The sequence below is a fragment of the Actinoplanes sp. NPDC019969 genome (genome assembly GCF_055562375.1).
The window spans coordinates 12,830-38,533 of the sequence record NZ_JBVHFK010000003.1 but is presented as its reverse complement, the minus strand read 5'-3'; the positions used below and the strand labels follow the sequence as shown (position 1 = coordinate 38,533).

The 25,704-nt window shown below is 72.2% G+C and carries 29 protein-coding genes and 1 pseudogene; 13 read left to right on the top strand and 17 right to left on the bottom strand.

Features of this window, described 5'->3' with window-relative positions; translation table 11 throughout:
* Window positions 1-53: 53 nt before the first annotated feature.
* The 3 genes from ACZ3II_RS10270 to ACZ3II_RS10260 form a co-directional block, all read right to left on the bottom strand.
* Window positions 54-827 carry an SDR family NAD(P)-dependent oxidoreductase gene (locus ACZ3II_RS10270; protein ID WP_465517297.1) on the bottom strand — a complete coding sequence of 258 codons (774 nt, stop codon included), beginning with the start codon at window positions 825-827 and terminating at the stop codon, window positions 54-56.
* A gap of 76 nt (window positions 828-903) precedes the next feature.
* A complete protein-coding gene (locus ACZ3II_RS10265) occupies window positions 904-1,227 on the bottom strand; it encodes a transcriptional regulator (RefSeq protein WP_465517296.1) in 324 nt (107 codons plus the stop codon).
* The gene (locus ACZ3II_RS10260) at window positions 1,224-1,913 is read right to left on the bottom strand and encodes a hypothetical protein (RefSeq protein ID WP_465517295.1); all 690 of its coding nucleotides are present in this window, start codon (window positions 1,911-1,913) and stop codon (window positions 1,224-1,226) included. Before ACZ3II_RS10260 ends, ACZ3II_RS10265 begins: the two co-directional genes overlap by 4 nt.
* 71 nt (window positions 1,914-1,984) lie before the next feature.
* Here ACZ3II_RS10260 and ACZ3II_RS10255 point away from each other — a divergent pair, with 71 nt between their 5' ends.
* Entirely contained in the window at window positions 1,985-2,539 is a 555-nt protein-coding gene (locus ACZ3II_RS10255; RefSeq protein WP_465517294.1) for an AAA family ATPase, read from the top strand.
* Here ACZ3II_RS10255 and ACZ3II_RS10250 read toward each other — a convergent pair.
* Together ACZ3II_RS10250 and ACZ3II_RS10245 are read right to left on the bottom strand one after the other, a co-directional pair.
* The gene (locus ACZ3II_RS10250) at window positions 2,489-2,776 is read right to left on the bottom strand and encodes an STAS domain-containing protein (RefSeq protein ID WP_465517293.1); all 288 of its coding nucleotides are present in this window, start codon (window positions 2,774-2,776) and stop codon (window positions 2,489-2,491) included. The two genes, ACZ3II_RS10255 and ACZ3II_RS10250, sit on opposite strands and share 51 nt — an antisense overlap.
* On the bottom strand, window positions 2,776-6,816 hold the full coding sequence (locus ACZ3II_RS10245; protein ID WP_465517292.1) for a SpoIIE family protein phosphatase: 4,041 nt from the start codon (window positions 6,814-6,816) through the stop codon (window positions 2,776-2,778). Before ACZ3II_RS10245 ends, ACZ3II_RS10250 begins: the two co-directional genes overlap by 1 nt.
* 140 nt (window positions 6,817-6,956) lie before the next feature.
* Here ACZ3II_RS10245 and ACZ3II_RS10240 point away from each other — a divergent pair, with 140 nt between their 5' ends.
* The 4 genes from ACZ3II_RS10240 to ACZ3II_RS10225 all read left to right on the top strand — a co-directional run bounded on the left by ACZ3II_RS10240 (window position 6,957) and on the right by ACZ3II_RS10225 (window position 10,557).
* Window positions 6,957-7,355: a nuclear transport factor 2 family protein gene (locus ACZ3II_RS10240; protein ID WP_465517291.1), complete on the top strand. Its 399-nt coding sequence runs from the start codon at window positions 6,957-6,959 to the stop codon at window positions 7,353-7,355.
* 69 nt (window positions 7,356-7,424) lie between these two features.
* Window positions 7,425-7,631, top strand: a complete 207-nt coding sequence (locus ACZ3II_RS10235) for a hypothetical protein (RefSeq protein WP_465517290.1) — start codon at window positions 7,425-7,427, stop codon at window positions 7,629-7,631.
* A 226-nt stretch (window positions 7,632-7,857) separates the two neighbouring features.
* A complete protein-coding gene (locus ACZ3II_RS10230; protein WP_465517289.1) occupies window positions 7,858-10,080 on the top strand; it encodes a galactose-binding domain-containing protein in 2,223 nt (740 codons plus the stop codon).
* A gap of 123 nt (window positions 10,081-10,203) precedes the next feature.
* Window positions 10,204-10,557 carry a hypothetical protein gene (locus ACZ3II_RS10225; RefSeq protein ID WP_465517288.1) on the top strand — a complete coding sequence of 118 codons (354 nt, stop codon included), beginning with the start codon at window positions 10,204-10,206 and terminating at the stop codon, window positions 10,555-10,557.
* Between the two features lie 30 nt (window positions 10,558-10,587).
* On the opposite strand, the gene ACZ3II_RS10220 is transcribed toward ACZ3II_RS10225, so the two are convergent.
* The 5 genes and pseudogenes from ACZ3II_RS10220 to ACZ3II_RS10200 form a co-directional block, all read right to left on the bottom strand.
* The gene (locus tag ACZ3II_RS10220; RefSeq protein WP_465517287.1) at window positions 10,588-11,190 is read right to left on the bottom strand and encodes an ATP-binding protein; all 603 of its coding nucleotides are present in this window, start codon (window positions 11,188-11,190) and stop codon (window positions 10,588-10,590) included.
* Window positions 11,191-11,404: 214 nt separating this feature from the next.
* Window positions 11,405-12,088, bottom strand: coding sequence for a nucleoside/nucleotide kinase family protein (locus ACZ3II_RS10215; RefSeq protein WP_465517286.1), 684 nt, complete (start codon window positions 12,086-12,088; stop codon window positions 11,405-11,407).
* 30 nt (window positions 12,089-12,118) lie between these two features.
* Window positions 12,119-12,544: an Hsp20/alpha crystallin family protein gene (locus tag ACZ3II_RS10210; RefSeq protein WP_465517285.1), complete on the bottom strand. Its 426-nt coding sequence runs from the start codon at window positions 12,542-12,544 to the stop codon at window positions 12,119-12,121.
* Window positions 12,545-12,640: 96 nt separating this feature from the next.
* Entirely contained in the window at window positions 12,641-13,654 is a 1,014-nt protein-coding gene (locus ACZ3II_RS10205) for a sensor histidine kinase (protein ID WP_465517284.1), read from the bottom strand.
* A 5-nt stretch (window positions 13,655-13,659) separates the two neighbouring features.
* Window positions 13,660-13,767: pseudogene (locus ACZ3II_RS10200) on the bottom strand (DNA-binding response regulator); the annotation flags it as partial.
* Between the two features lie 101 nt (window positions 13,768-13,868).
* On the opposite strand from ACZ3II_RS10200, the gene ACZ3II_RS10195 reads away from it, so the two are divergent.
* Complete coding sequence (locus ACZ3II_RS10195) at window positions 13,869-13,991, top strand: hypothetical protein (RefSeq protein WP_465517283.1); 123 nt, start codon at window positions 13,869-13,871, stop codon at window positions 13,989-13,991.
* A 3-nt stretch (window positions 13,992-13,994) separates the two neighbouring features.
* On the opposite strand, the gene ACZ3II_RS10190 is transcribed toward ACZ3II_RS10195, so the two are convergent.
* Together ACZ3II_RS10190 and ACZ3II_RS10185 are read right to left on the bottom strand one after the other, a co-directional pair.
* Entirely contained in the window at window positions 13,995-14,396 is a 402-nt protein-coding gene (locus ACZ3II_RS10190; protein ID WP_465517282.1) for a BON domain-containing protein, read from the bottom strand.
* A 162-nt stretch (window positions 14,397-14,558) separates the two neighbouring features.
* Window positions 14,559-15,149: a CGNR zinc finger domain-containing protein gene (locus ACZ3II_RS10185; RefSeq protein WP_465517281.1), complete on the bottom strand. Its 591-nt coding sequence runs from the start codon at window positions 15,147-15,149 to the stop codon at window positions 14,559-14,561.
* Between the two features lie 97 nt (window positions 15,150-15,246).
* On the opposite strand from ACZ3II_RS10185, the gene ACZ3II_RS10180 reads away from it, so the two are divergent.
* The 3 genes from ACZ3II_RS10180 (at window position 15,247) to ACZ3II_RS10170 (ending at window position 16,927) form a co-directional block, all read left to right on the top strand.
* The gene (locus tag ACZ3II_RS10180) at window positions 15,247-15,672 is read left to right on the top strand and encodes a nuclear transport factor 2 family protein (RefSeq protein ID WP_465517280.1); all 426 of its coding nucleotides are present in this window, start codon (window positions 15,247-15,249) and stop codon (window positions 15,670-15,672) included.
* Window positions 15,673-15,688: 16 nt separating this feature from the next.
* Entirely contained in the window at window positions 15,689-16,390 is a 702-nt protein-coding gene (locus tag ACZ3II_RS10175) for an MOSC domain-containing protein (protein WP_465517279.1), read from the top strand.
* Window positions 16,391-16,495: 105 nt separating this feature from the next.
* On the top strand, window positions 16,496-16,927 hold the full coding sequence (locus ACZ3II_RS10170) for an STAS domain-containing protein (RefSeq protein WP_465517278.1): 432 nt from the start codon (window positions 16,496-16,498) through the stop codon (window positions 16,925-16,927).
* Here ACZ3II_RS10170 and ACZ3II_RS10165 read toward each other — a convergent pair whose 3' ends face one another.
* Window positions 16,928-17,332 (bottom strand): hypothetical protein, encoded by a 405-nt coding sequence (locus tag ACZ3II_RS10165; protein ID WP_465517277.1) that lies wholly within the window; start codon window positions 17,330-17,332, stop codon window positions 16,928-16,930. It lies immediately after the preceding gene.
* 115 nt (window positions 17,333-17,447) lie between these two features.
* Here ACZ3II_RS10165 and ACZ3II_RS10160 point away from each other — a divergent pair, with 115 nt between their 5' ends.
* From ACZ3II_RS10160 to ACZ3II_RS10150, 3 genes are all read left to right on the top strand, one after another.
* A complete protein-coding gene (locus ACZ3II_RS10160) occupies window positions 17,448-18,890 on the top strand; it encodes an ATPase domain-containing protein (RefSeq protein WP_465517276.1) in 1,443 nt (480 codons plus the stop codon).
* Entirely contained in the window at window positions 18,887-19,936 is a 1,050-nt protein-coding gene (locus ACZ3II_RS10155) for a sensor histidine kinase (protein WP_465517275.1), read from the top strand. Before ACZ3II_RS10160 ends, ACZ3II_RS10155 begins: the two co-directional genes overlap by 4 nt.
* 72 nt (window positions 19,937-20,008) lie before the next feature.
* A complete protein-coding gene (locus tag ACZ3II_RS10150) occupies window positions 20,009-20,560 on the top strand; it encodes a thymidine kinase (RefSeq protein WP_465517274.1) in 552 nt (183 codons plus the stop codon).
* Here the strand turns inward: ACZ3II_RS10150 and ACZ3II_RS10145 are convergent.
* Together ACZ3II_RS10145 and ACZ3II_RS10140 are read right to left on the bottom strand one after the other, a co-directional pair.
* Window positions 20,521-21,786 carry an NAD(P)/FAD-dependent oxidoreductase gene (locus ACZ3II_RS10145; protein WP_465517273.1) on the bottom strand — a complete coding sequence of 422 codons (1,266 nt, stop codon included), beginning with the start codon at window positions 21,784-21,786 and terminating at the stop codon, window positions 20,521-20,523. The genes ACZ3II_RS10150 and ACZ3II_RS10145 overlap by 40 nt on opposite strands.
* 81 nt (window positions 21,787-21,867) lie before the next feature.
* Window positions 21,868-22,533 carry a hypothetical protein gene (locus tag ACZ3II_RS10140; RefSeq protein ID WP_465517272.1) on the bottom strand — a complete coding sequence of 222 codons (666 nt, stop codon included), beginning with the start codon at window positions 22,531-22,533 and terminating at the stop codon, window positions 21,868-21,870.
* Between the two features lie 134 nt (window positions 22,534-22,667).
* On the opposite strand from ACZ3II_RS10140, the gene ACZ3II_RS10135 reads away from it, so the two are divergent.
* The gene (locus tag ACZ3II_RS10135; protein WP_465517898.1) at window positions 22,668-23,585 is read left to right on the top strand and encodes a TAXI family TRAP transporter solute-binding subunit; all 918 of its coding nucleotides are present in this window, start codon (window positions 22,668-22,670) and stop codon (window positions 23,583-23,585) included.
* Here the strand turns inward: ACZ3II_RS10135 and ACZ3II_RS10130 are convergent.
* The gene (locus ACZ3II_RS10130; protein ID WP_465517271.1) at window positions 23,575-24,933 is read right to left on the bottom strand and encodes a sensor histidine kinase; all 1,359 of its coding nucleotides are present in this window, start codon (window positions 24,931-24,933) and stop codon (window positions 23,575-23,577) included. The genes ACZ3II_RS10135 and ACZ3II_RS10130 overlap by 11 nt on opposite strands.
* Window positions 24,934-24,960: 27 nt before the next feature.
* Window positions 24,961-25,620, bottom strand: coding sequence for a response regulator transcription factor (locus ACZ3II_RS10125; protein ID WP_465517270.1), 660 nt, complete (start codon window positions 25,618-25,620; stop codon window positions 24,961-24,963).
* Between the last annotated feature and the right edge of the window lie 84 nt (window positions 25,621-25,704).

The following is a 25,704-nucleotide window of genomic DNA, read 5'->3' as shown; positions in this document are numbered from 1 at the left end:
AGCGTGGCCGGGATGGCGGTCACATAGCGGCCGCCATCCCGGGCGACTTCCGGTCAGGCCGGGAACGGGACCCCGGTCAGGTCGGCGCACAGGGTGAGCAGCCGCTGCTGCAGGGCCTCGTCGTACGCCTGCGGGTTGGCCGGCAGGTCCGTACGCCGTTTGAAGTAGCGGCCGGTCACCGTGGCCGCCGGGTCGTCCGAGGTGGCGAGCCAGACCTGGGTGTCCGCGCCCTCCGGCAGGTCGTCGGTGGCGTCCGGGCCGCCGAGCCGGGTGCGGATCCAGCCCGGGTCGACGGCGTTGCTCAGGGTGCCGGGCCGGAGCCGGGCCACCGCGAAGGCGAGCATCACGTCGTACAGCTTGGAGTCGCTGTACGCCTGCATCCCGTCCCACGGCCGGTTCTGCCACTGCGGGTCGTCGAGGCGGGCCCGGCCGTCCGCCTCCAGGCCCGAGGTCAGGTAGATCAGGCGGGCCGGGACCGGCATCAGGGCGGTCAGCAGGTACGGGGCGAGGGTGTTGACCTGGAAGATCCGTTCCAGGCCGTCCTCGGTGATCACCGGGGCGGGCTGCCCGCCGCCGATGCCGGCGTTGTGGATCACGACGTCGAACGGGCCGGCCGCGGTCGCCTGGGCGGCCAGCTCACGGGTCTGCGCCAGGGAGGCCAGATCACCGACCACTGCGCCGTACGCCTGGGGCACCGTCTTCCGGGCCTCCTCGGCACGGCCTTCGGTGCGGGCGTGCAGGGTGACGCGGTGCCCGTACGCCGCAAGGGTCTCCGCCGTGTGCCGCCCGATGCCGTCGCTGGACCCGGTGATCAGAATCGTCGCCATGCCGCCATCCTGCCGCATGCCCGAATGCTGCGCTTAACCGGTTCACCGACCGCTGCCGGGCGGGCGCCGGCGGAGGTCAGCGGGACCTGACGCGGGCGATGAGTTCTTCGAGGCGCCTGATCTCGTCGGCGAGGGCGGTCTCACCGGCGTCGGTCAGGGTGATCCAGGTGCGGCCGCGGCGTCCCTCGTACCCCTTCTCGACCTCGATCAGGCCCGCCGCCTCCAGCACGCTCAAGTGCTTGGACAGGTTGCCGGCGGTGAGGTCCAGATGGGTGCGCAGATAGCCGAACTCGACCCGCCGCGCCTCGTGCGCGATCGTGAGGATGCCGAGCCGGACCCGCTGGTGAACCACGTCGTCCAGCCCGAGCGCGGGGTGCGCGGCATCGGGTTCGGCGTTCACCGGCGCCGGCCCGCGAGGGCGGAACCGGCCGCGGCCAGCAGCAGCACGACACCGACGATGAGCTGCGGCAACGCCATGCCGGCGCGGAGGCTGAGGTGGGGCGAGGCGAAGCCCTCGTTGGTCGGCAGCACCAGCAGCACCAGGGCGAGATAGCCGGCGGTGAAGAACAGCAGGGCGCGATTGCGTTCCAGCCAGGCCAGCACCAGCAGCGCCACCCCGATCATGCCCCACGGCATGACGAGCCGGTCCAGGACCATGTACCAGTACGGGAGAGGACCCTCGGGGTACGGGTGACTGTCGAAGTACAGCTGGACGGCGAGCCAGCCGGCGGGGAACACGACGGCGGTCACGGCGCCGGTGAGCACGTACGGCAGGACGCGGGCGCCGAGGCCCCGGGCCCGGGCGGCGCGCCGGTAGAGCACGGCGATGACCGCGTACGCCACCACCATCGCGGCCGGCCAGTAGTAGAGCATGCCCTGACGGGCGAACACGCAGCCGCCGTCGGCGCCGCAGTCGACCCGCATGCCGAACCAGTCGAACGGGATCGCCAGCACGGTCGTCACGCCCAGCACGAGCAGCGCGGCCCAGGTCATCCGCTGGTCGACGCGCACCCGGTGGGCGAGCGTGCGCACCTCGGCGAGCAGCTGCCGGGGATCGCCGTCGCCCGTGATCGATTCGCTTGTCATGCCAATAGGTTTCCATAACAAACCTGTTCGGCGCCAGTGGATCAGAACGGAAATCCGGTAGGGTCGCGGCCATGGCGCAGGCGCTGCTGCTCACCGGAACGGTCGGTGCGGGGAAGACGACGGTGGCGGAGGCGGCCGGCGATCTGCTGGCCGAGCGGGGCGTGCCGCACGCGGTGATCGATCTGGACTGGCTGCGCCGCGCCTGGCCGGCGCCACCCGGCGACCGCTTCCACCACCGGCTCACGCTGCGCAATCTCCGCGCGATGACGGACAACTTCCGGGAGGCGGGCGCGCGGGTGCTGGTCCTGGCCGGTGTGGTGGAGACCCGCGCGGAGCGCGACGACCACGAGCGGGCGGTGGGCGGCCGTCTCACGGTCTGCCGGCTCCAGGTGGAGCTTGCGGTGGTACGCGCCCGCCTGCGCCGCCGCCACGAGACCGACCCGGAAGGCCTGCGCCGGCACCTGCACCGCGCCGGGGAGCTGGACGCGATCCTGCGCGCCGCCGCCGTCGAGGACACCGCTGTCGACGTCACCGGCCTGGATGCGGCGACGGCGGCCCGGACGGTGCTGAAAGGGTCAGGAGTGGTGGACGGTGGTCAGGTCGGCGAGCCCGGAGATCTCCAGTAGCGGGGCGAGCAGCGGCCCCGTCCGTACCTCGATGTGATCCGCCTGGGTGAAGAGGGCCGCGAGCCCCGCGCTGTCCAGGTATTCCACCGACGTCAGGTCGACCATCAGGCGTGACCCGTTCGCGGTGGCGACGGCCTCGCCGAGGGCCGTCGCGAACGTCTCGGCGTTGCTCATGTCGATCTCCCCGGCGGCGGTCAGCACGCCGGGCTCCGTGGTGAGGGTGAGCGCCGTGGTCATCAGGAGATCCTCGCCTGCATGTCGACGATGGTGCCGGTGGTTCCGGAGGTGACGGTGACAGCGTGCATGAAGGCACGCATGAGTTTCAGCCCTCTCCCCCGATAGGGACTGCCGGCCGGGTCGGGAGTCTTCCACCTGCCGCTGTCGGAGACGATGAGGCGCAGGTCGCCGGCGGTGGCGGCGGCGCGCAACCGGATCCGGCCGCCGGGGGTGTCACGGTGACCGTGCTCGATGGCGTTGGCGCAGGCCTCACCGGCGGCGACGAGGATGTTCTGGGCGGTGTTGCTGTCGATGCCGCAGCGTTCCAGCCAGCCGCGCAGGGCGGAACGGACGCCGGAGAGCCGGCCGGATTCGGCGGGGAACTCGAGTTCGAGCGGGCCGGGGTGCCGGTACAGCAGCAGGGCCACGTCGTCGTCGAAGCCGCTGTCCGGGATGAGCCGGTCCATGATCTCGTTGGCCAGGTCCTCGATGGGCGTGCCCAGGCCGTGCCGGACGGCGGCGCTGGCCAGGTCGATGCCGGTGTAGAGCGGGCGGCGCCGGCGTTCGACGAGGCCGTCGGTGTAGAGCAGCAGCGTGGCCCGGGGCGGGACGGTGTAGGTGGCCTCCGGCCGTTCCTCGCCGGGATGCACGGCGACCGGGCGGGAGCGGCCCTGGTCGAGCAGGTGGGTGGTGCCGTCGGGGTGGCCGACGATCGCGGGCGGGTGGCCGGCGCTGGAGTACGTCAGGTGCCCGGTGCCGGGGTCGAGGACGCCGCAGAACACGGTGGCGCAGGTGGCGCCGGGCAGGTGCGCGGCGAAGTGATCGAGGGACATCAAGGTGCGGGCGGGGCTGGAGTCGCGCAGCAGCAGGGCCCGGGTGGCGCTGCGCAGCTGGCCCATCACGGTGGCCGCGCGCAGGCCGTGGCCGACGCAGTCGCCGACGACGATGCCGATCCGGCCGTCGTCGAGTTCGACGGTGTCGTACCAGTCGCCGCCGACCTTCAGCGGCCGGGTGGCCGGCTCGTAGCGGACCGCGAAGCCGCTGGGCAGCCGGTCCGGGCCGAGGATGGCCCGTTGCAGGGCGAGCGCGGTCTCCCGCTGCTCGTCGATCTGGTGGATGCGGTGCAGACCTTGGCTGAGGTGGCCGGCGAGCAGGGCGAGGAGGGTCCCGTCCGGTTCGCTGAAGGGGCGGTCCGGGCCGGGTTCGATCCACAGGACCATGGTGGCGTACGGGTGTTCGAGGGTGATGCCGCTGCCCGCCGGGGTCAGCGCCGGCCTGTCGTGCAGGGCGGCGATCTCCTCGCGCCGGTCCTCCGGCAGCCCCTCCCAGGTCAGGGACGGGTCGGTGGCGGTGACGACGGGGCGGCCGGGTTCGGTGAAGACGGCCGCCAGGACGTACGCCGCCTGCCAGATGTCCTTCATCTCGCCGAGGACCGCGGTGAGCGCGGCGTCGAGGTTCTCCGCCTCGGACAGGCACAGGCCGAGCGCGGCGAGGGCACTGTCGCGCTGGATGGCGTAGTGCTCGGCGGTGACGTCGCGGAACGTGCCGACGATGACCAGGCGGCCGGTGTCCGGGTCGCGCACCTGGTTGAACGCGGCAGCCGCCCACAGCCGGCGGCCGTCCCGGTGCACCACCGGGACCGTGTAGGAGCCCTGCGGCCGGCTCAGCAGCATCGCGAAGGCGTCGGAGACCAGCCCGTGGGCTTCGGCGTCGGTGTCCGGGTCCGGCCACCACGGGTGGGTGGGGGCGTACGGCAGCCCTTCCGGCCCGTACCCCAGGATGTCGGTGAAAGCGCTGTTGATCTCGATGACCGCGCCGTCCTCGTCGCAGACGAAGAACGCCTCCTGCAGCGAGTCGATCAGCGCCGTGCGCCAGCGGGCATGGTGGTTGCGCAGCCGGGACAGCTCGACGTTGGCGCGGACCCGGGCCAGCAGCTCGGCAGCGGAGAACGGTTTGAACAGGTAGTCGTCGGCGCCCGCCTCCAGACCCTCGATGGACGCCTCCTCCCCGGCCCGGGCGGACAGCAGCAGCACCGGCGTGCTCGCCGTCCGCGGGTCCGCACGCAGCGCCGCGACCAGCTGCAAGCCGTCCAGGCGGGGCATCATCACGTCGCTGATCACCAGGTCCGGCACGTCGGAGCGGGCCGTCTCCAGGGCCTGCCGGCCGTCGGCGACGGCGGTGACCCGGTGCCCGGCCGAGCGCAGCAGCCGGGTCAGGTACTCGCGCATGTCGGCGTTGTCGTCGGCGACCAGCACCGCCGGGCCGCCGGTCGCCGACGGCTCCGGGGCCGGTTCGGCCTCGCCGGGCAGCCAGCGCAGCGCCTCCTCCAGGAACGGCTGGGCGTCGACGGTCCGTTGCGGCGCCGCTGACGGCAGGTCGGCCCGGCCGAACGGCAACCGGATGGTGAAGGTGGTGCCCGCGCCGACGGTGCTGTCCGCGGTGATCGTCCCGCCGTGCAGCCCGACCAGCTCCTGCACCAGGGCCAGGCCGATGCCGCTGCCCTCGTTCGACCGGGAGCGGACGTTCTCGATCCGGTGGAACCGCTCGAACAGCCGCGGCATCTCCTCGGCCGCCACACCCACCCCGGTGTCGGCGACGGTGACCACCGCCTCGTTGCCGTCGGCGCGCACCGCCACCCGCACGCCCCCGTCGAAGGTGAACTTGAGCGCGTTGCTGAGCAGGTTCAGGATCACCTTCTCCCACATGCCGCGGTCCAGGTGCACCGGCGCGCCCAGCGGCGGGCAGTCCACCTCGAGCGCGAGGCCGGCCCGTTCGATCGCCGAGCGGAACACACTGGCCAGTTCGGCGGTGGTGGCGGCCAGGTCGACCGGCTCGTAGACGGCCTGCATCCGCCCGGCCTCGATGCGGGAGAAGTCGAGCAGCGCGTTGACCAGCTTGCCGAGCCGCAGCCCGTTGCGGTGCACGACGTCGAGCTGCTCGCGGGCGCCGTCCTCGGCGTTCGCCAGGAGGTCCTCGACCGGGCCCATGATCAAGGTCAGCGGGGTACGGAACTCGTGGCTGATGTTGGAGAAGAAGGTGGTCTTGGCGCGGTCGAGTTCGGCCAGTTCCTCGGCCCGTTGCTGCTGCGCCCGGTAGGTGCGGGCGCTGCCGATCCCGGCGGCGACGTGACCGGCGGCCAGCTCCAGGAAGCCGCGGTAGCCGGGGTCGAACGGGCGGTACCGGTTCAGGGCGGCGACGAGGAAGCCGTACGGCGTCCCGCCCTGCCGCAGCAACGGCATCGCCAGCGCCTGCGTCGGCGGCAACGGCCAGTCCCCCGGCGGCAGGTCCGTGAACGGCTCGGCGGCCAGCCGCATCCGGACCGTCTCGCCGGCGGCCAGCCGCGGCACCGGCCACGCGTCCACCGCCGCCGCCGGATGCCCCGGGTCGATGCCGGTCGCCCCGGCCAGCCGCGCCGACCCGTCGTCGTCGAACAGGTACGTCAGCGTGAACGGCAGGTCCCGCAGGTTGCGCCCGAACTGCGCGCCGGCGAAGGCGAGCGTCTCCTCCTCGGTGCGCACCACGCTCGGGTCGGAGCCGAGGTCGCGCAGCGTCGCCATCCGGCGTTCGCCGATGACCCGGTCGGTCTCCTCGCTGACCACGCACAGCATGCCGACCACGGCGCCGTCGTCGTCACGCAGCGGGCTGTAGGAGAAGGTGTGGTACGACTCCTCGGAGTAACCGGACCGCTCCAGGAACAGCAGCAGCCCCTCGTCCCAGGTCGCCTCCCCGGTCCGCAGCACCGTGTCGATGCGCGGCCCGATGTCGCCCCAGATCTCCGCCCACACCTCACTGGCCGGCCGCCCGAGCGCCCACGGGTACTTGCGGCCGAGGGTGTTCTTCCGGTACGCCGCGTTGCAGAAGAACGTCAGCTCCGGGCCCCACGCCATCCACATGGAGAACCGTGACGACAGCAGGATGCTGACCGTCGTCTGCAGACTCTGCGGCCAGTCCGCGGGCGGCCCGAGCGGGGTCGCGCTCCAGTCCACCGCATCGAGATCGTTCCCGACCTCGCTGTCAGCGGAGAAGACGTCTGCGGACGGCCGGCGCTCACTACCGCTCATCGCTGTTCGCTGTTCCCCTTGCCCCAGGCCGTCGAAACCCCGCCGTGCCAAAGTATCGGCCGCTCCCCCGCCGCGGGGAACGGGGTCAGCCTTACGATGCCCCCTACCCTCATCAACTAGTTGACTAACCAGGAGGATGCATGCACGCGTTCCGGCAGGCCGTCGAGGCCCGCGACAGCGCCGCGATCGAGGCCCTGCTCGCCGACGACGTCGTCTTCACCAGCCCGGTCGCCTTCAAGCCGTACCCCGGCAAGCCGATCACCGCGGCCATCCTGCGCGGCGCGCTGCGCGTCTTCGAGAACTTCCGCTACGTCCGCGAGATCAACGACGCCGGCGGCCGGGACCACGCCCTGGTCTTCGAGGCCACCGTCGATGGCAAGGCCCTGACCGGCTGCGACTTCCTGCATGTGGACGAGTCCGGCCGGATCGACGGCATCATGGTCATGGTCCGCCCGCTGTCCGGCGCGACCGCCCTGGCCGAGGCGATGGCCGCCGAGTTCCCCCGGATCCAGGCCGAAGCCGCCGCCGCCCGGCCCTGACCACGGCCACCCGCGATCGGTCAGTTTTCAAGAAGCGCCGGCGGTGTCGTCGCCCCTAGCGTGACCTGCATGAACAAGTGGATCAGGCAACTTCACCGCTGGCTCGCCGTCGCTTTCACCGGCACTGTCGTCGCCACCACCGTGGCCCTGGCGCAGGACGATCCGATCCTCTGGATCTCGTACCTGCCGTTACTGCCGCTCGCCCTGCTCTTCTTCTCCGGCCTGTACCTGTTCGTACTCCCCTACCGGTCCCGGCGCAGGGCAGCCGTCCGCTGAGCGGTGATGATGGCAAAGGGTACTTAACGGGCGGATAACCGTTTTGCCGGAAGGCTTTCGAGGGTTATTTCGGGGGATCAGGAAATCGGACAGGCGCGAAAACGGTTAGTGGCCGGCCGGCGAAACCTTTTTGTTGCCAGGAGATTGACGGGCTGCGACGAACGAATAACATCGGCGGGAGAGCGCTCTCTCACCCCCCGCCATCTCCGTCCGACAGGCAGGCAAGATGACACCCCCGATCCTCACCTCCCCGCCCCCGAACCGACGCCGGCGCCGCGGGACCATCGTGCTGAGCGCCGTCCTCGCCACGGCACTCGGCCTCACCGTCGCCTCGGTGGCCGGCAGCGCCAGCGCCGCGGACGTTCCTCTGTCGCAGGGCAAGCCGGCCACCGCCTCGTCCCTCGAGGCCGGCTACACCGCGGCCGCCGCCGTCGACGGCGACGCCGGCACCCGCTGGTCCAGCGCGTTCGCCGACCCGCAGTGGCTTCAGGTCGACCTGGGCAGCACCCAGACGATCAGCCAGGTCGTGCTCAACTGGGAGGCCGCGTACGCCTCGGCCTTCACCATCCAGACCTCCGCCAACGGCAGCACCTGGACGAATATCACGCCGGTCACCACCGGCAAGGCCGGCATCCAGACCCTCAACGTCTCCGGCAGCGGCCGGTACGTGCGGATGAACGGCACCACCCGGGCCACCCCGTACGGCTACTCGCTCTGGGAATTCCAGGTCTTCGGCACCACCACGACGCCGACGCTGCCGACCTCGGACACCCCCGACTTCGGCCCGAACGTGCGGATCTTCGAACCGGGCACCCCGGCGGCGACCATCCAGTCCGCGGTGGACCAGGCGTTCAACGCGCAGCTGCGCAGCCCCACCGCGCAGTTCGGCTCGCAGCGTCACGTGTTCCTGTTCAAGCCCGGCACGTACGGCCGGGTGTGGGCGAACGTCGGCTTCTACACCACGATCGCCGGCCTCGGCCTCAACCCCGACGACGTGACGATCAACGGCGCGGTGAACGTCGACTCGGGCTGGAACTACGGCGACGAGAAGAACGCCACCCAGAACTTCTGGCGCAGCATGGAGAACCTGTCGATCGTGCCGGAGGGCGGCACCAACCGGTGGGCCGTCTCCCAGGCCGCCCCGATGCGCCGCGTGCACATCAAGGGCAACCTGACCCTGGCCCCGTCGAACCAGGACAACGGGCAGGGCTACTCCAGCGGCGGCTACCTGGCCGACTCGGTGGTCGACGGGGTCGTCTCGTCCGGCTCCCAGCAGCAGTGGTACACCCGGGACAGCCGGATCGCGCGCTGGGACGGCGGCGTCTGGAACATGGTGTACTCCGGCGTGCAGGGCGCCCCGGCGAACGCCTTCCCGAACCCGCCGCACACCACTCTGGCGACCACGCCGGTCACCCGGGAGAAGCCTTTCCTGTACGCCGACAGCAGCGGCAAGTACAGCGTCTTCGTGCCCTCGCTGCGGCGCAACTCCGCGGGCGCCAACTGGCCGAACACCGCCGGAACCTCGATCCCGATGCGGGAGTTCTACGTCGCCAAGCCCGGTGACAGCGCCGCCCGGATCAACCAGGCTCTCGCGCAGGGCCTGAACGTGTTCTTCACCCCGGGCACGTACACCCTCACCGAGACCCTCCGCGTCACCCGGCCGAACACCGTGGTCACCGGCATCGGCTTCCCGACCCTGATCCCCAGCGGCGGGGTCGAGGCCCTCAACGTCGCCGACGTGGACGGTGTCAAGATCAGCGGCCTGACGTTCGACGCCGGGACGACGAACAGCCCGACGCTGATGACCGTCGGCCGGGCCGGCGTGCACACCGACCACGCCGCCAACCCGGTCAGCGTGCAGGACGTCTTCTTCCGCATCGGCAGCAGCGTCCAGGGCAAGGCCACCACCACCCTCGCCGTGCACAGCGACGACACGATCATCGACCACATCTGGGCGTGGCGGGCCGACCACGGCGGCGCGCCCACCGGCTGGGGCGTGAACACCGGCGACACCGGCCTCGTCGTCAACGGTGACGACGTCCTCGCCACCGGCCTGTTCGTCGAGCACTACCAGAAGTACGAGGTGATCTGGAACGGCAACCGCGGCAGGACGATCTTCTTCCAGAACGAGAAGCCGTACGACGTGCCGAACCAGGCCGCCTGGATCGGGCCCCGCGGCAACGGCTACGCGGCCTACAAGGTCGCCGACACCGTCACCGACCACGAACTCTGGGGCGGCGGCTCGTACGCCTACTTCAACGTGAACCCCAGCGTCCGGGTCGACCGGGCGTTCGAGGTGCCGGTCCGGTCCGGCGTCCGGCTCCGCAGCGTCCTGACGGTGTCCCTCGGCGACGTCGGCACCATCGCCAACGTCGTCAACGACACCGGCGGCGCCGTCCCCAACCCGGCCGGCAACACCACCCCGCGCCAGGTCGTCGCCTACCCCTGACCCTCGTCCCGAACACTGAGGTGAACCCGGCGGCCACCGGTGCGACCCGCACCGGTGGCCGCCGCCGTTCCTCCTCCGCTCGCGGCCCTGACCGATTCCCGGGATGGGGCCTAGGGTGGTTCCATGGACACCGGATCAGCCGAGCACGAGGGGCGGTCCCGGCCGCTGGAGGAACGCGAGCGCCGCCTGGCGAGCCGGGAAGGCGTGGCCGACCGGCGCGACGCCGAAGCCGACCAGCGGGAGATCGACCTGCAGGCCCGGGTGTCGCGGGCCGACCAGCGGGATAAGGCGGTGGACCGCCGGGAGTTCCTGCTGGACTCGCGGGAGGACGCGGCCGACCGCCGCGACCGGCGCGCGGAGCTGCGTGAGGCTGACGCGGACCGGCGTGACGCCGCCGCCGTCACCCGGGAGCGGGCCGCAGACCAGCGTGACAAGGAGGCCGATCAACGCGAGATCGACGCGGAGTCGGCTCGGTGACACCGGCGTGAACCGACCCGGAGCCGCCGGTCAGGCGACCATCTCAGGGAAAGCCTCCGGCTCCTGTGCGGGCAGCCGCATGGTCACCGTGGCGGTCACTCCGGTCGCGCCGGTGCTGATCCTCAGGCCGTCGGTCATCTTCCGGGCCAGGAAAAGTCCCCGGCCGCCCCGGGACGCGATGTCCGGAAGGTGGCCGCGGTGCTCCGGATCGCCGGTCATGCCCGGGCCCCGATCGGTCACGACACACAGCAGCAGACGCCCTTCACGGTGCATCCGTACCCGTCCCCAGCCGCCACCGTGCCAGATCGCGTTGGTCATCAACTCCTGCACCGCCAGGACGAAGGACGGCACGTCCGCCTCGGCCACGCCGGCCCGGTAGGCGACGTCCCCGACCAGCTGCCGCACCGGGCGCAGGCCGGCGGCCGTGAAGACGCGGGCGACCGGCTCCGGCCACCTGGCGACGGCGGCGCGGCGGGCCACGGGATCGGCATGGTACGACCGGAGGAGACCGCCGTGCCGTGCCGCCACCGACGACACCGTGGACACCGCGCTCCGGACCGCCGAGGCCGCCGACACATGCAGAGCGGCAGTCTCGACATGCGTCCGGCGAACCCGGACGAGAAGATCCTGCATGTCCGCACCGGGTGAACGCGCGCTCCTCACTCCGCGCGCATAGCCCGATTCCGCCTCCACCACACCGACAAACCTACGCTCCCCTCCGGACCACCCCCCACCCGCGACATCTCGGAGCACGTCCGTCATGAGCACCGGCGCCGCTCGCACTCTCCGGCAGGACGCCCGCGCGCTTCGCCGCCGGTTCGCCGAGCTGGACGAGCGGCGGTGAGGGCTACGCGGGACGGTCCCGCAGGATGCGAGGGGCCAGGAAGTCGCGGTTGTCGACGACGATGTCGGCGCGGTCCGCGGGGTGGATCTCGGTCAGGTAGAGCTGCTCGCCGGGGATGTAACACGTGCGGTAGCGTTCGGCCGCCGCGTCTGCCGAGTCCATCCAGGCCTGGTCGCGGGCGGTTCCGCGGCGCAGCACGTCCGCCACGTCGATGTGCAGGTAGACGCACAGGTCCCAGTGCGGTCCCAGCTCCGGTTTCTGCAGGAACGCGCCGTCCGCCACCAGGATCGCGTCGTCGGGGCTCACCCGGACGCCGGAGTCGGCGGGGCGGCGGCCGCTGAAGTCCATGACCCCGGTGCGGTAGCGGCGGTCGCCGCCCGGGCCCAGCGGCAGCAGCAACCGGTCGCGGATGGCGTCGACATCGAACATCTCGTGGTAGTAGTTCTCCGGTGACCCGGCCGGATATCGCGTCCGCAGGTCGACGTGCCGTTTGAACCGGTCCAGCAGCACGCGCAGCACGGGCCGCGCGGTCCGCTCCCGCAGGACGCCGGCCAGCTCGTCGGCGAACGTGGTCTTGCCGGCCGCGGAGTGCCCGTCGATCCCGACCCGGGCCGGGTGACCCGGCTGCAGCGTCATGATCCGCCCAGCCAGGTCACCGAGCAGGCGCCACCGTGCCGAGGCAGGCATGGGTGGTGGGCTCACGGCGTACCGCGGCAATCAGCCTTTGATCTGCTTGCGGCCGCCGTCGCCGGAACCGATGGCGATGCGGCGCGGCCTGGCCTTGGCGGACACCGGGATCTCCAGGGTCAACACCCCGTTGTCGTACGTGGCCCGCATGCTCTCGGTGTCCAGGGTGTCGCCGAGGAACAGCTGGCGGCTGAACACGCCCATCGGCCGCTCGCTGATCACGGTCTCGACACCGTCCTTGGCCAGGCGGTGGCGCTCGGCGCGGACCTGCAGGACGTTGCGCTCGACGGTGAGGTCGATCGAGTCGGGGTCGACGCCGGGCAGGTCGAAGTGGACGTAGAAGGTGTCGCCCTCGCGTTCGGCGTCGACGTGCATCACCGCGGGCCGGTTGGTGGTGCCGGTGAACTGCTCGAACATGCGGTCGAGGTCGCGGAACGGATCGGTGCGCAGAAGCATGGTCTCCTCCTTGGTGCTCCTTCACCAGGCGTGATCGTCAGGGGATGCTCCCCTCTTCTTGGATTAGCACTCCCGCGCGCCGAGTGCAAGTGCGGATCAGGCGGCCGGGAGGCGTACCTCGAACCGGCAGCCGCCGCCGGTGTTGCGGACGCCGACGCGGCCGCCGTGGGCCTCGACGAGACCGCGCACGATCGCCAGGCCCAGCCCGCCCCCGCCGGAGCCGTCCGCGCCGGGGGTGCGGGCGGGTTCGCCGCGGAATGCGACGTCGAAGACCCGGTCCAGGTCCCGCTCCGGGATGCCGCCGCAGGTGTCGGCGACGGCCAGCCACACGTGGTCGCGCTCGTGACCGGCGGTGATCTGGACGGTGCCGTCCTCGGGCGTGTAGCGGACCGAGTTGATCAGCAGGTTGCTGACGACCCGGGCCAGTTCCCGCTCCCCCGCCCGGACCACCGGCCAGCCGCTGTCCGCGGCGACCAGGTGGATGCCGCGGCTCGCGGCCAGCGGCGCGACACCGGCGAGCGCGTCCGAGACGACGTCGCGCAGCGGTACGGTGGTCGGCACGAGCCGCAGCGCCCCGGCGTTGATCCGGGACAGTTCGAACAGGTCGTCGACGAGCTGGGTCATCCGGTCGGTCTCCAGCCGGATCCGCCGGTGGTATTCGTCGATGGTGGCCGGGTCGTCGATGATCCGGTCCTCGAGGGCCTCGGCCATCGCCCGCAGGCCGGCCAGTGGGGTGCGCAGGTCGTGCGACACCCAGGCGACGAGTTCGCGCCGTCCCGCCTCCAGCTGCCGCTCCCGGTCGCGGGCCGCCTGCGCCCAGACCGCGGTGGTGGCGAGCCGGCGGCCGAAGACGGCGCCGACGGTGAGGCTGATGACCGCGGAGGCGCTCACCGTGACCAGGACGACCCACAGGTCGTGCGGGGACAGGAACATGGCCTGCGCGACAGTGGCGACACCGGCGACCACGGCGACCACGGTGACGGCGAGCATGACGAGGACGTGCACGAAGATGGACCGGCCGCGGAGCAGCCGCAGGGCGCCGGCGCCGGCCAGCCCGACGACGCCGCCCGCGGCGAGCGCGTACAGCCCGATGAGCAGGGTGTCGTTCACCGGATGGCGCCGTCGGCGGCCAGCCGCACGTCGCAGCCGTCCTGTTCCAGGTAGCGGCGCACGACGTCGCTGACCGTGGGGTCGTCGTCGACGACCAGCACCCGGGGTCCCATTCCGGCCACGCTACCGACCCGGTCGGCGCGGGCCCTCCGCCCGGGCCTTTCGGTTTCCTTACGGCCCACCGCCGGTCCCACGGTGGCCGTGATCCCGCATCGTGCGGCGCGCGGCCCGGCCGGCCGCCGGCGCCGCGTCGGCGCGCGCCGGCAACGCCCTCCGGCTGCTGGTTCTCGGCGCCGTCGCGCTCACCGGCAACCACCTGCTCCTGACGAACTGGTGACCGTCACGCCCGCCCGGCGCCGAGCAGCCACGCCAGCGCCCCGCGCAGCAGCCGGGCCACGCGCGGCCGGGGCGGGGTGACGGGTTCGATGTGGTCCCAGCGGGCGACCAGCTCGTCGAACGGGTCGGGCCGTTCCAGGGTCGCGGTGACGTCGGCGGCGCGGGCGAGTTCGAGGCGGTTGCAGATGTCGATGACGCCGGGTGTCTCGCGGACCAGGTCGGCGGCGAGGACGCGGGCGTAGAGGCCGTCGACCGTACCGAACACGGTGACCACACCGTTCTGGGCCCGCACGGTGACCGGCTGGCCGGCGAGGCGGGGCTCGCCGAGGAGCCGCTGGATCACCCGGCAGGTGAGATCGGCGTCCGGGTCGGCGGCACGCCGGGCGAAGGCGTCGTCATCGGACAAGGGCCACACATCTGACTCCGTGGTAGACGTCCAGGGAACGCGTCCGGGTGGCGGCGCCCGAACCGGAACGCCGCCACCCGGTGCGAATCACCCAGTATTCGCGGGCGGCGTAGCGGTCGTGCCCCTGCCGGATGACAGCGACATGACAGTTTCGGGTGGCCGTCATGTCATGGTGCGCGGGGTGCGGTGGCGCTCGTAGTGGCGGGCGGCTCGGGCGCGGTTGCCGCAGGCGGTGGAGCACCACTCGCGGCGGGGATGGTCCTTGACGAAGTAGAGGACGCAGCCCGGCGCGTGACAGGCGTTCAGGACGGTGTCCGGGGCGGTGAGCAGGGCGATCCCCTCGGCGGCCACGACAGCGAGGGCGGCGGCCGGGTTCGTCACGGGTGGCGCGGGGCGCAAGCGGATCTCGCCGCCGACGACGTCCAGAGCGTCGTGGCGGGGTCCGGCGGCCGCCGTTTCGTTGATCACGTCGACGGCGGCCCGGAGGTCGTGGATCGCGGAGCGGGCGGCGGGCCGGGTGTCGTCGGCGCGCAGGGCGGCCAGGCGACGCAGCGCGTCCCGCAGCCGGAGCGCGGTGGTGAGGGCGTCCGGTGAGGTGACCGGCTCCGGCGGGGCCAGCTCGGTCGCGGTCAGCCAGCGGCCCAGGTCGGCGGGGGTGGTGAGGGCGTCGTGCACGCCGTGGCGGTCGGCCCAGACGGTGTTCATCAGCCGGACCGGCCGGGGTTCGGACGGCAGCACGAGCACGGTTTCCACGTTCTAACGGTAACACCGGCTTGTCGGCGTGAGAATTCGTCTGCTACAACTTCTAACGGCAAGGACGTATCACCACCGTTAGAATTGAGGTCTCGCCATGTCTAGCCCTCCAAGGCCGCCGGTGCCGCCGTTCGACGAGGCGGGGGCGCTCGCCAAGGTGCAGGCCGCCGAGGACGCCTGGAACACCCGGGATCCGGAGCGGGTGGCGGCCGCGTACACACCGGACTCGCGGTGGCGCAACCGGGACGAGTTCATCACCGGCCGCGACGAGATCGTCGCCTTCCTGACCCGCAAGTGGGCCCGGGAGCGGGACTACGCCCTGCGCAAGACCCTGTGGGCGTTCACCGGCAACAGGATCGCTGTCGCCTTCCAGTACGAGTGGCGCGACGAGACCGGGCAGTGGTGGCGCAGCCACGGCAACGAGAACTGGGAGTTCGACGAGGCCGGATACATGAGCCGGCGCGAGGCGAGCATCAACGACGTCCGGATCAGCGCGGGCGAACGGCGCATTTCCCTCCGGTAGGACAGCGGGAGTCCCCATGCATGTCGCGGCACTGTGGCGTTACCCGATCAAATCCCTGGGTGGGGAGGAGCTGGAACAGGCGGCGCTCACCGGCGACGGTGTGCGCGGTGACCGCCTCGTGCATGTGCGGGGGCGGCGGGGGCCGTTGACCGGGCGTACCCGGCCGGGGTTGCTGACCCTGCCGGCGAGCACCGGCGCCGGCGGGATGCCACGGGTGGCCGGCCACCCGTGGAACACCCCGGAGGCGGCAGCGCTCGTCCGCGAGCGCGCCGGGAACGACGCGGAGCTCCAGGCGTACGCCGGCCCCGAACGCTTCGACATCGGCAACCTGCTCGTCGCCACCGACGGGGCGGTCGCCCGGTTCGGCCACGACGTGCGCCGGCTGCGGCCCAACCTGCTGATCGGCGGGGCCCGCGCCGACGACGAGGCCGGCTGGGAGGGCCGGGCGCTGGCCGTCGGTGACGCCGTGATCGGCCTGCACTCGCTGCGGATGCGGTGCAACGTCACCACCGTCGACCCCGACACCGGGGAGCAGAACCTCGACGTCTTCCGGCGGCTGCGCCAGGAGTTCGGCGGCCGGCTGGCCCTGAACGCCTGGGTCATCACGCCGGGCACGATCCGCGTCGGCGACCCGGTTCGTCTCCCAGAGAGCGACGCCGTGCCGCGGCACCTCGGCGGCTGGATCGCCGGCGCACCCTACCGCGACGTGGACGCGTGAGGGGTTGCGCGCATGCGGCACTGTCAAGGAATTGACATGTAGCCGTGTGCTCGCTGCCATGCGGCACGGCGAACCTCATCGGCACGCGACGAGAGGACGACGATCATGACGGCACCAGTGGCCGATCCGGGCCCGGACATGATTCGGATCGAGGAACGCGGTGGCGCCGCGGTGGTCGTGGTCCGCGGCGACATCGACGTCCGCACCGCACGGGCGCTGCGGGACGCGCTCGCCCGGGCGGTCAGCGGCCACCAGCGGGTCGTCGTGGACCTCTCGCAGGCGGCGCACATCGACCGGACCGGGCTCAGCGTGCTCATCGCCGCCCAGGACCGCGCCAACAGCCGCGCGGTGCAGCTCTGCTTCACGGCGCCGTCGCCGCAGCTGCTGGCGGCGCTGTGCGCGATGCGGGCCGGCGAGACGCTCGCGGCGGTCGCCCCGGCGGTCGCACGGCCGCAGCCGCAACCGGGCGGCGAGCCGGGCTTCCTGCTGCCCCGGCCGTCCCCGACCCTCCCCTTCCTGCCGCGGGCCACGCTGTGATCATCGGCGGGCCGCCCCCACGATCCCGCGGGTGAGGTCAGGGCTCCGCAGCACGTCGGCGCTGTCGACGTACTGGTCGATCGCGCCGATGCGGGGCAGCGCGGTCAGCAGCGGGTCGCCGATGCGGCGCAGCAGCGCGTCGGCGAAGCGGCCGGCGTCGATCACCGGGAAGGGCCGGTCGAAGTACGGGCGCCGGGTCGCGTCGACGTGATCGGCGAGGCCGAGCCGGTTCTGCCAGGCGCCGGCGGCCTCGTACGCGGTGTCGAACCCGAGCACCTCCGAGCCGGCGCCGATCCGGGCGGCGGCGTACGGCAGGCCCGGGTACGCCTCCTCGAGGAGGGGCCGGACGGCCTCGGTGTAGAACAGCTCGCACAACCGCAGGCCGGGCAGAAACGACGGCGTCACCGCGTCAGGCTACGAGGGATGCGCACGCCCGCGGTGATCGGCCATCCGGGCGCGCCGTCCCCGCCGCTGTGCCATGGTGGAGAACGGGATCAAGGACGGCTGCGGGGAGTCGATCGTGACTGACCGGTTGCTCACCGGCATCGGGGGGTTGGACGAGATTCTGCACGGCGGCCTGCTGTGCCGGCGGGCCTACCTGGTCCGCGGCGGGCCGGGCAGCGGCAAGACGACGGTGGGGCTGCACTTCCTGACGCAGGGTGTCGCGGAGGGCGAGTCCGCGCTGTTCATCAACCAGGGCGAGCCCGAGGAAGAGGTACGGGCCAACGCCGCCTCGATCGGCCTGGACGTGACCGGCGTCAGCTTCCTCGACCTGGCCCCGTCCGGGACGCTGTTCGCCGAGGACCAGTCGTACGACGTCTTCCACCCCGCCGAGGTGGAACGGGAGCCGACCACCCAGGCGATCGCCGAAGCCGTCCGGCAGACCCGCCCCACCAGGGTGCTGCTCGACGTGATGACCCAGCTGCGGTACCTGTCACTGGACCAGACCCATTTCCGCCGACAGGCCTTCTCGCTGCTGCGTTTCCTGGTCTCCGCCGGCGCGACGGTCCTGTTCGTCTCGGAGAGCCAGAACGCCGACGGCGACGCGGACCTGCAGTTCATGTCCGACGGCGTGATCCACATGGACAACCGCGGCGGGCTGCGTACGGTCACGGTGTCGAAGTTCCGTGGATCGGAGTTCGCCGGCGGCGGCCACACCGTCAGCATCGACGCGGAGGGCATGCACGTCTACCCCCGGCTGATCCCGCAGGACCACGGCAAGCCGTTCGTCGCCGAGACGGTCTCCTCGGGCGTTCCGGAGATCGACGAGCTGATGGGCGGCGGCATCGAGCGCGGCACCGTCACGATCGTCTCCGGCCCCAGCGGCGTCGGGAAGACCACGCTGGGCCTGCAGTTCATGAAGGAGGCCGCGGGACGCGGCGAACGCTCGGTGATCTACAGCTTCGAGGAGGGCGCCGAGCAGCTCGCGCACCGCTCGCAACTGATCAACATCCCGATCGCCAAGATGATCGGGACCGGGACGCTGTCGCTGGTGCCGGTCGAGCCGATGCGCTACACCGCCGACCAGTTCGGCCGCATGGTGCGCGACGAGGTGGAACGCTCCGACGCCCGGATCGTCATGATCGACAGCATCTCGGGCTTCGGGATGTGCATGCGCGAGGACGAGCCGCAGACCTATCTGCACTCGCTGGTCAAATACCTGCGGAACATGGGCGTCACCACGATCCTCATCAACGAGACCACCAACATCACCGGGGACTTCCGCGCCACCGACAACGAGATCAGCTACCTCGCCGACAACATCGTCTACCTGCGGTACATCGAGATCCGAGGTGAGCTGCGCAAGGTGATGGGCGTGCTGAAGAAACGGCTGAGCGACTTCGAGAAGACCATGCGCGAATTCGAGATCACCCGGTACGGGGTCAAGGTCGGCGGCGCCCTGACCAACATGCGCGGGATCCTGCAGGGCACCCCCACCCTGCTGGATTCACCACCGCGGTGAGCCGCATCGGCCTGCTGCTCCCGGCCGGGCGCAACCGCCGCCTGATCGAGGAGGCCCTCACCCACCACGACCTCGACATCGAGGTCGTGGCGGCCACCGAGATCAGCGACACCCCGGTCGACGTGCTGCTCGCCGAACCCCGGTCGCTGCTCGAAGCGCTCACGGCCCCGGACACCGGGCCGGCCGATCCGGGATCCGGCCGGCGGCCACCGATCATGCTGCTCACCCGCGCCAGCGAACGGCCCGGCCTCCCGGCGACGGTGGTCGACGCGGCCGACGAGATCGTCACCGTGCCCGCGCCGCAGCGGGAACTGCTGGAGCGGGTCACCCGCCTGGCGGGCCGGCACCGGCAGGTCCGCGGCGACGAACAGCGCCTCATGCGGGAACATCTCGCCCACATCAGTCACGAGCTGCGTACGCCGCTGCAGTGCGTGCTGGCGTACGCCGAACTGCTGCAGGACGACGGCCTCGAACCCGAACAGGGCGAGTTGCTGGACAGCATCGTCCGGGGCGGCAAGCGCATGCTCGACCTGGTCAACGAACTCCTCGAGAAGGGCCGCGCGGAAGCCGGCCACCTGCCCGACACCGCCGTGGTGAACGTGGCCGAGACGATCAGCGCCGCGGTCGGGGCGATCCGCCCGCTCGCCGGGCAGCGGCACCTCACCGTCACCGTGCCGGAGGTCACCGGCCCGGGCCCGTCCGTGCACGCCGACCCGGTGTACCTGCACCGGATCCTGATCAACCTGCTGTCCAACGCGATCAAGTACAACCGGGACCACGGGGCCGTCGGCGTCGGGCTGCGGGCCGGGCCGGAGAACGTCGAGATCGACGTCACCGACACCGGGCCGGGCATCCCGGACGGCGAGCTCGGGCAGATCTTCGAGCCGTACCACCGGCTGCCCGGGTCGAACGCCACCGGCACCGGCCTCGGCCTGCCCTACGCCCGCATGCTCGCCCAGCGCATGGGCGGCACGATCACCGTCTCCTCCCGGCCGGGAGAGGGCAGCACGTTCACCCTCAGCCTGCCTCGCGCGGACAACGGATGAATCCGGCCTGACACCGTCACAAGATCTCACCCTGCGCGCCGCGGACCGCGCGGTGGTGGCAAGGTCTTACGGGTGGACCTGACCGTGATTCTCGGCCCGATGAAGGGCGGCAAGTCGCTGGAGATGATCAGCCTGCTGTCGCCGTTGCAGCATGCCGGCATCCCGCATCGCATCTACCAGTCGGCGCGGCACGGGCGCGACACCGCGGTGACGTCGCGGTCCGGCGGCAGCCTGCAGACGGTGAAGGTGCAGTCCCTGGCCGGGGCGGCCGACGGCGACGTGCAGTGGATCGGCGTCGACGAGATCCACATGTTCACCGTCGACGACATCGCGGTGCTCGGGGTGGCGGTGCGGCGCGGCATCAAGGTCGTCGTCGCCGGGATCGACCTGGACCACCGGGGCCAGATGTTCGCCCCGGTGCGGGCCCTGCTGGAACTCGCGCCGGAACGGGTCATCCACCGGCGGGCGGTGTGCGACGTCTGCTTCTCCCTCGACGCCACCCACACGCAGGTCCTGGAGCACGGCAAGCCGATGATCCGGGAGCTGGCGCCGTCGACGGCGCTGCCCGACGACGGCACCTACTCCTACGAGGCGCGCTGCCGCCGCTGCGTCGTGCTGCCCTGATCTCGGGGCAGCAGATCGGGCAGCGGCACCCCGGGGTCGGCGAGCCGGGCCGGGTCGACGGTGTGACCGTCGAAACCGGCGGCGATCAGGGCCTGGATGTCGTCGGTGACGTCCCGGACGTTCAGGTTCATCCCGGCGGCGACCCGGCCGCCGACGAGCCAGAAGACGATCGCCTCGCGGGCCTCCAGGTCGCCGCGGACCACCAGGTCGGCGGACGTGCCGGGGGTGAGGCGGCCGGCGTACTCCATGCCGAGGTCGAACTGGTCGGTGAAGAAACAGGGCACCAGGGTCCACGGGGCGCCCTTGCCGAGCATCGCGCGGGCGGCGGCGGGACCCGAGTGCAGCGCGTTCGCCCAGTGCTCCACCCGGACCCGGGCGCCGTAGCGCGGGTGGTCGACGGCGGCGACGTCACCGGCGGCGAAGACCGCCGGGTCGCTGGTGCGGTGGAACGCGTCGACGAGCACCCCGTCACCGACGGCCAGGCCGGCCCGCCGGGCCAGGTCGACAGCGGGCGCCGCGCCGATCGCCACCAGCACGTGCTCGGTGTCGAAGGCCTCGCCGTCGTCGAGGACCACCTGCTCGACCCGGCCGGCGCCACGCAGCTGCTGCACCTGAACACCGAACCGGAAGTCGACGCCGTGCGCCCGGTGCAGATCGGTGAACACGCCGCCGGCCCGCTCGCCGAGGATCCGGTGCAACGGCGCCGGCTCGGGCGTGACCACCGTGACGGCGACACCGCGCTCGCGGGCGGCGGCGGCCACCTCCAGCCCGATCCAGCCGGACCCGACCACGGTCAGGTGGCCGCCGGCGCCGAGGGCGGCCGACAGCCGCTGGAAGTCGTCGAAGGTGCGCAGATGGTGCACGGCGCCGCGCTGCGGGAGGCGGCGCGGGGTGGAGCCGGTGGCCAGCAGCAGCCTGGTGTAGCCGATCTCCTCGGTGCCGGCGCGCACCCGCCGCCGCGTCGTGTCGAGGCCGGTCACCCGGGTGGCGAGGCGCAGATCGATGTCGTTGTCCTCATACCACTTCGCGTCGTGCACGAGGGTGCTGTCCGGCTCGGCGGAGCCCAGCAGCAGGCCCTTGGACAGGGCCGGCCGCTCATAGGGCAGACGGGCCTCCGCGCCGAACAGGACCACCCGGCCGGAGAAGCCCTCCGCCCGCAGGGTCTCGGCGGCCTTGGCCCCGGCCAGGCTCGCCCCGACGATCACGAACGTCTCTGCGTCAGCCATGCCGACCACACTAGGACCGCGGTGTGACAAAACAGTGCGCGCTCAGGTCAGAGCGCGCACTGTGTACCCCCGATGTAAAGGTCAGACCAGCGCGGAGTCGCGCAACCGGAGGCGGGGCGGGGTGGCGGGAAGCATGTCGGCGGCGTCGGTGGGGACCGAGACCACCACGCAGGAGCTGCGCCGGGTGACGTCGGCGGTGACCCCGAGCAGCCGCGCCGCGCGGACCAGCACCGCCGCGATCTCCTGGTCGCGGATCGTCACCGACAGCACGTGCCGGCGGCGGCGGTGACCGGCGGCCAGCATCGCCGCCCGCCAGGCCGCCTGGGCCATGGTGAGGCGCTGGGTGTGCCGGGGCGAGGAGGCGCCGAGCGGTTCGGCGCCGAGCAGCGCCTGCCGGCCCTGCCGCCAGGCCGCGTCGAGCATCCGGGTGGTGGCCAGGCGCTGCGACTCGTGCACGTGGACGCGCTGCACGTGGTAGCGGCGGCGTTCCCCGCCGGAGCGGGTGTCCCGCCAGGTCATGCAGCCCAGGCCGGAGAGCAGGAACTCCAGGCGTTCGGCCGGGTCCTCGCGGTCGAACTCGGCGAGGGCCTCACCGGCGCGCGGCACCGGGCGGATCTCCGAGGGCCGCTGGGCGCGGACGGTGTCGACGCATTCGACGAGGCAGGCGGATTCGAAGGCGGCCGGCAGGGCGCCGGCGAGCACGACGCCGCGGGCGGCGGTGGGGTCGAGCGTCGCAGTACGGTCCATCGGCCTCTCCCCTTTCACAGGCTGTCCCGACAACTTCGCCGATCGGCCGTTCGGCCGGTACACCCACCGCGCAGACTTGAGGGAAACTTGCGCGGACCGGGCCGTCCCGCGTGGGGAAAACTAGCGTGACCGCAATCAGCCGCCGTGCGGCACTCGCCGGGCTCGCCACAAGCCTGCTGGTCACCGGCTGTGGTGGTGGCGATGCGGAGCGCCGCCGGGTGCGGATCGCCACCGGCAGCCCCACCGCGGTCTACTACGCGATCGGCACCGCGCTGGGCCGGATCATCGAGCAGGAGCTGCCCGACGTCGACGTGGACGTGCTGGCGACGGCGGCGTCGGCGGAGAACCTGTTCCTGGTCGAGCAGCGGGCCGCGGAGATCGGTTTCAGCCAGGCGGACGTGCTGGTGACCGCCGGCACCCCACGGCCGCGGGTGGCGGCGCTGGCCCGGGTGTACGACGACCTGCTGCACCTCGTCGTCCGCGCGGACAGCCCGATCCTGTCGCTGGAGGACCTGCGGGGCCGGCGGGTGTCGGTCGGCGCCCGCGGGTCCGGGACCACGGTGACCGCCGACCGGCTGCTGGCGGTGGCCGCGATGGGCCAGGCGGTGCAGCGCCGCCAGCTCAGCCTCGACGACTCGATCAAGGCGTTGACGGCGCGGCAGATCGACGCGTTCTTCTTCTCCGGCGGGCTGCCGGTCACCGGGATCAAGCAGTTGCGCACCGACGTCGGCACCCGCCTGGTCGACCTGTCGAAGTGGGTACGGGACCTGCGCCGCGTCTACAGCGACGTGTACGTGGTCCGCGACGTGCCCACGTCGGCGTACATGCTGCCGGCCGTGGCGACGGTGGCCGTGCCGAACCTTCTGGTCGCGCCGGAGTCGATGGCCGAGGACCTGGCGTACGACCTGACCCGGCTGCTGATGGAGCGGCGGGCGGTGCTGGCGGCCGCGCACCCGGCGGCCGAACGCCTCGACCTGCGCACGGCGATCGCCACGGCCCCGGTGCCGCTGCACCCGGGGGCGGCCCGCTATTACAAGTCGGTCAAGCCGTGAACCAGAGGGTCGCCACCAGGCCGCCGTCGCCGGCGGGGCCCAGGGTGAACCGGCCACCGGACGCCTCCACCAGCGCGGTCACGATGGACAGGCCCAGGCCGGCGCCGTCGACGTTCTGCGCGTCCGGGGCGCGCCAGAATCGGGCGGTGGCCTGCCGGCACTGCTCCTCGGTCATGCCGGGGCCGGTGTCGCGTACCGTCACCTCGGCCCCCTCGTCGCGGGCCGTGACCGTCACCTCCACCCGTCCCCCGGCGGGCGTGAACTTCAGCGCGTTGTCGATCAGCGCGTCCAGCGCCTGATCGAGAGCCGTCGCCACGAACCGGGCCGGCAGCGGCTCCTCCGGCAGCCGGCTGAACAGTTTCACCTCGCGCCGCTCCGCCAAGGGCTGCCACGCCTGCACCCGGGCCCGGGTCACCGCGACGGTGTCGGCCTGGCGCATCGCGTGCCGGCCGGTTTCGGCCTGGGCCAGGGCGAGCAGCCCGTCCAGGACGTCGGCGAGCCGGTCGGTCTCCTCCAGGGCGGTCTCCCGGTCGTCGCGCAGCTCCTCGTCCTCGATGCGGCTGCCCAGGTCCTCGATGCGCAGCCGCAGCACGGTCAGCGGGTTGCGCAGCTGGTGGCTGGCGTGCGCGACGAACGAGCGCTGGCGTTCCATCGCCTCGGCGACCGCGTCGGCCATCTCGTTGAAGCTGGCCGACATGCGCCGCAGCTCCGGCGGCCCCATCCCGGGCGGCACGCGGGCGGCGCTGTCCCCGGCGGCGATCTCGTGGGCGGCGGCGTCGAGGCGGGTCACCGGTCTGAGCACCCAGCCGGCGAGCCGGTGCGCAGTGGTCACGCAGGCGGCCACCGCCAGCATCCCGCCCATGGCGAGGACCAGCCACACCGACAGGACGGCACGCCGGTTGCGGTCGGCCGGGGACACGGTGAGGACCACGCCGAGCACGGCCCCGCCGTCACTGACCGGAACGGCGACCACCAGCGGATCGTCGGTCCACGGCCACAGCGTCTCGGGCATGCCGACCTGGTGCCCGGCCATCGCGCCGCGGATCGCCGGACCGAGGTCGTCCGGGGTGTCGCCGTGGATGCTCAGCGGCCGCTGGTCCTGGTCGATCAGCATGGAGCCGATCCCGTACAGCTCGTAGTAGCCGCTCAGCTCCCCGGCGACGGTGGCCAGATCGCCGCTGCGCACCCCGGCCGCCGCCAGCGACGCGAACCGGGTCGCGTCGGCGAGCCGGTCGGCGACGGCCCGGTCGGTCTCCCGGCTGGCGACGGTGACCGCGAGCGGCACCTCCAGGGCGAGCAGCACCATGCACAGCAGCAGCAGGTAGGTGATGACCAGCCGCCTCTGCACGGAACCCTCCCCGTCACATCGCCGGCATCAGCCGGCGCGCAAACGGTAGCCCACCCCCCGGACGGTTTGAACCAGGCCGGGGTCGCCGAGTTTGGTGCGCAGCGACGCCACGTGCACTTCCAGGGTGTGCTTGCCGGACCAGGTGGTCTGCCACACATCGAGCATGATGCGCTCCCGGGTGAGCGCCACGCCGGGCTGGCGGGCCAGCGAGGCGAGGATGTCGAACTCCTTGCGGGTCAGGTTCGCCGGGACGCCGGAGACCTCCACGGTCCGCGCGGCGAGATCGATGCGCAGGGGCCCGGCTTCGGTGACGGTCGCGGTGACGGGCGCCTGGCGTACGGTCCGGCGCAGCAACGCCTCGATCCGGGCGTGCAACTCGGCCATCGAGAACGGTTTCACCACGTAGTCGTCGGCGCCGGTGCGCAGCCCGGTGACCCGGTCCAGCTCCTCGCCCCGGGCCGTCACCGCGATGATGCCGAGATGCTCGTTGCGGGCCCGCAGCGCCCGGCACACGTCGAGGCCGTCGCCGTCGGGCAGGTTGAGGTCGAGCAGCACCAGATCGCACGGCGCCGCCTCGAGGGCAGCGGTCGCGGTGGCGGCGTGCTCCACCGCGTAACCGCGTTTCTGCAGCATCGTGGTCATCACCGCGCTCACCCGGCGGTCGTCCTCCACGAGCAGTATCCGCATCCGGTCATCCGCCCATCGTTTGATCGAAGGCAGAACGGTAGTCGGCGAATGTTTCCGCCGTCCACTTCTCCTAGATTGGCTGTT

Coding starts and splice junctions, on each gene's coding strand:
- ACZ3II_RS10125 (WP_465517270.1), bottom strand. CDS start 25,620: ATGCGGATACTGCTCGTGGAGGACGACCGCCGGGTGAGCGCGGTGATG.
- ACZ3II_RS10210 (WP_465517285.1), bottom strand. CDS start 12,544: ATGCTTCTGCGCACCGATCCGTTCCGCGACCTCGACCGCATGTTCGAG.
- ACZ3II_RS10140 (WP_465517272.1), bottom strand. CDS start 22,533: ATGGACCGTACTGCGACGCTCGACCCCACCGCCGCCCGCGGCGTCGTG.
- ACZ3II_RS10260 (WP_465517295.1), bottom strand. CDS start 1,913: ATGACAAGCGAATCGATCACGGGCGACGGCGATCCCCGGCAGCTGCTC.
- ACZ3II_RS10170 (WP_465517278.1), top strand. CDS start 16,496: ATGACGGCACCAGTGGCCGATCCGGGCCCGGACATGATTCGGATCGAG.
- ACZ3II_RS10215 (WP_465517286.1), bottom strand. CDS start 12,088: ATGCCTGCCTCGGCACGGTGGCGCCTGCTCGGTGACCTGGCTGGGCGG.
- ACZ3II_RS10145 (WP_465517273.1), bottom strand. CDS start 21,786: ATGGCTGACGCAGAGACGTTCGTGATCGTCGGGGCGAGCCTGGCCGGG.
- ACZ3II_RS10220 (WP_465517287.1), bottom strand. CDS start 11,190: ATGCAGGATCTTCTCGTCCGGGTTCGCCGGACGCATGTCGAGACTGCC.
- ACZ3II_RS10225 (WP_465517288.1), top strand. CDS start 10,204: ATGGACACCGGATCAGCCGAGCACGAGGGGCGGTCCCGGCCGCTGGAG.
- ACZ3II_RS10175 (WP_465517279.1), top strand. CDS start 15,689: ATGCATGTCGCGGCACTGTGGCGTTACCCGATCAAATCCCTGGGTGGG.
- ACZ3II_RS10245 (WP_465517292.1), bottom strand. CDS start 6,816: ATGAGCGGTAGTGAGCGCCGGCCGTCCGCAGACGTCTTCTCCGCTGAC.
- ACZ3II_RS10230 (WP_465517289.1), top strand. CDS start 7,858: ATGACACCCCCGATCCTCACCTCCCCGCCCCCGAACCGACGCCGGCGC.
- ACZ3II_RS10270 (WP_465517297.1), bottom strand. CDS start 827: ATGGCGACGATTCTGATCACCGGGTCCAGCGACGGCATCGGGCGGCAC.
- ACZ3II_RS10255 (WP_465517294.1), top strand. CDS start 1,985: ATGGCGCAGGCGCTGCTGCTCACCGGAACGGTCGGTGCGGGGAAGACG.
- ACZ3II_RS10235 (WP_465517290.1), top strand. CDS start 7,425: ATGAACAAGTGGATCAGGCAACTTCACCGCTGGCTCGCCGTCGCTTTC.
- ACZ3II_RS10250 (WP_465517293.1), bottom strand. CDS start 2,776: ATGACCACGGCGCTCACCCTCACCACGGAGCCCGGCGTGCTGACCGCC.
- ACZ3II_RS10240 (WP_465517291.1), top strand. CDS start 6,957: ATGCACGCGTTCCGGCAGGCCGTCGAGGCCCGCGACAGCGCCGCGATC.
- ACZ3II_RS10180 (WP_465517280.1), top strand. CDS start 15,247: ATGTCTAGCCCTCCAAGGCCGCCGGTGCCGCCGTTCGACGAGGCGGGG.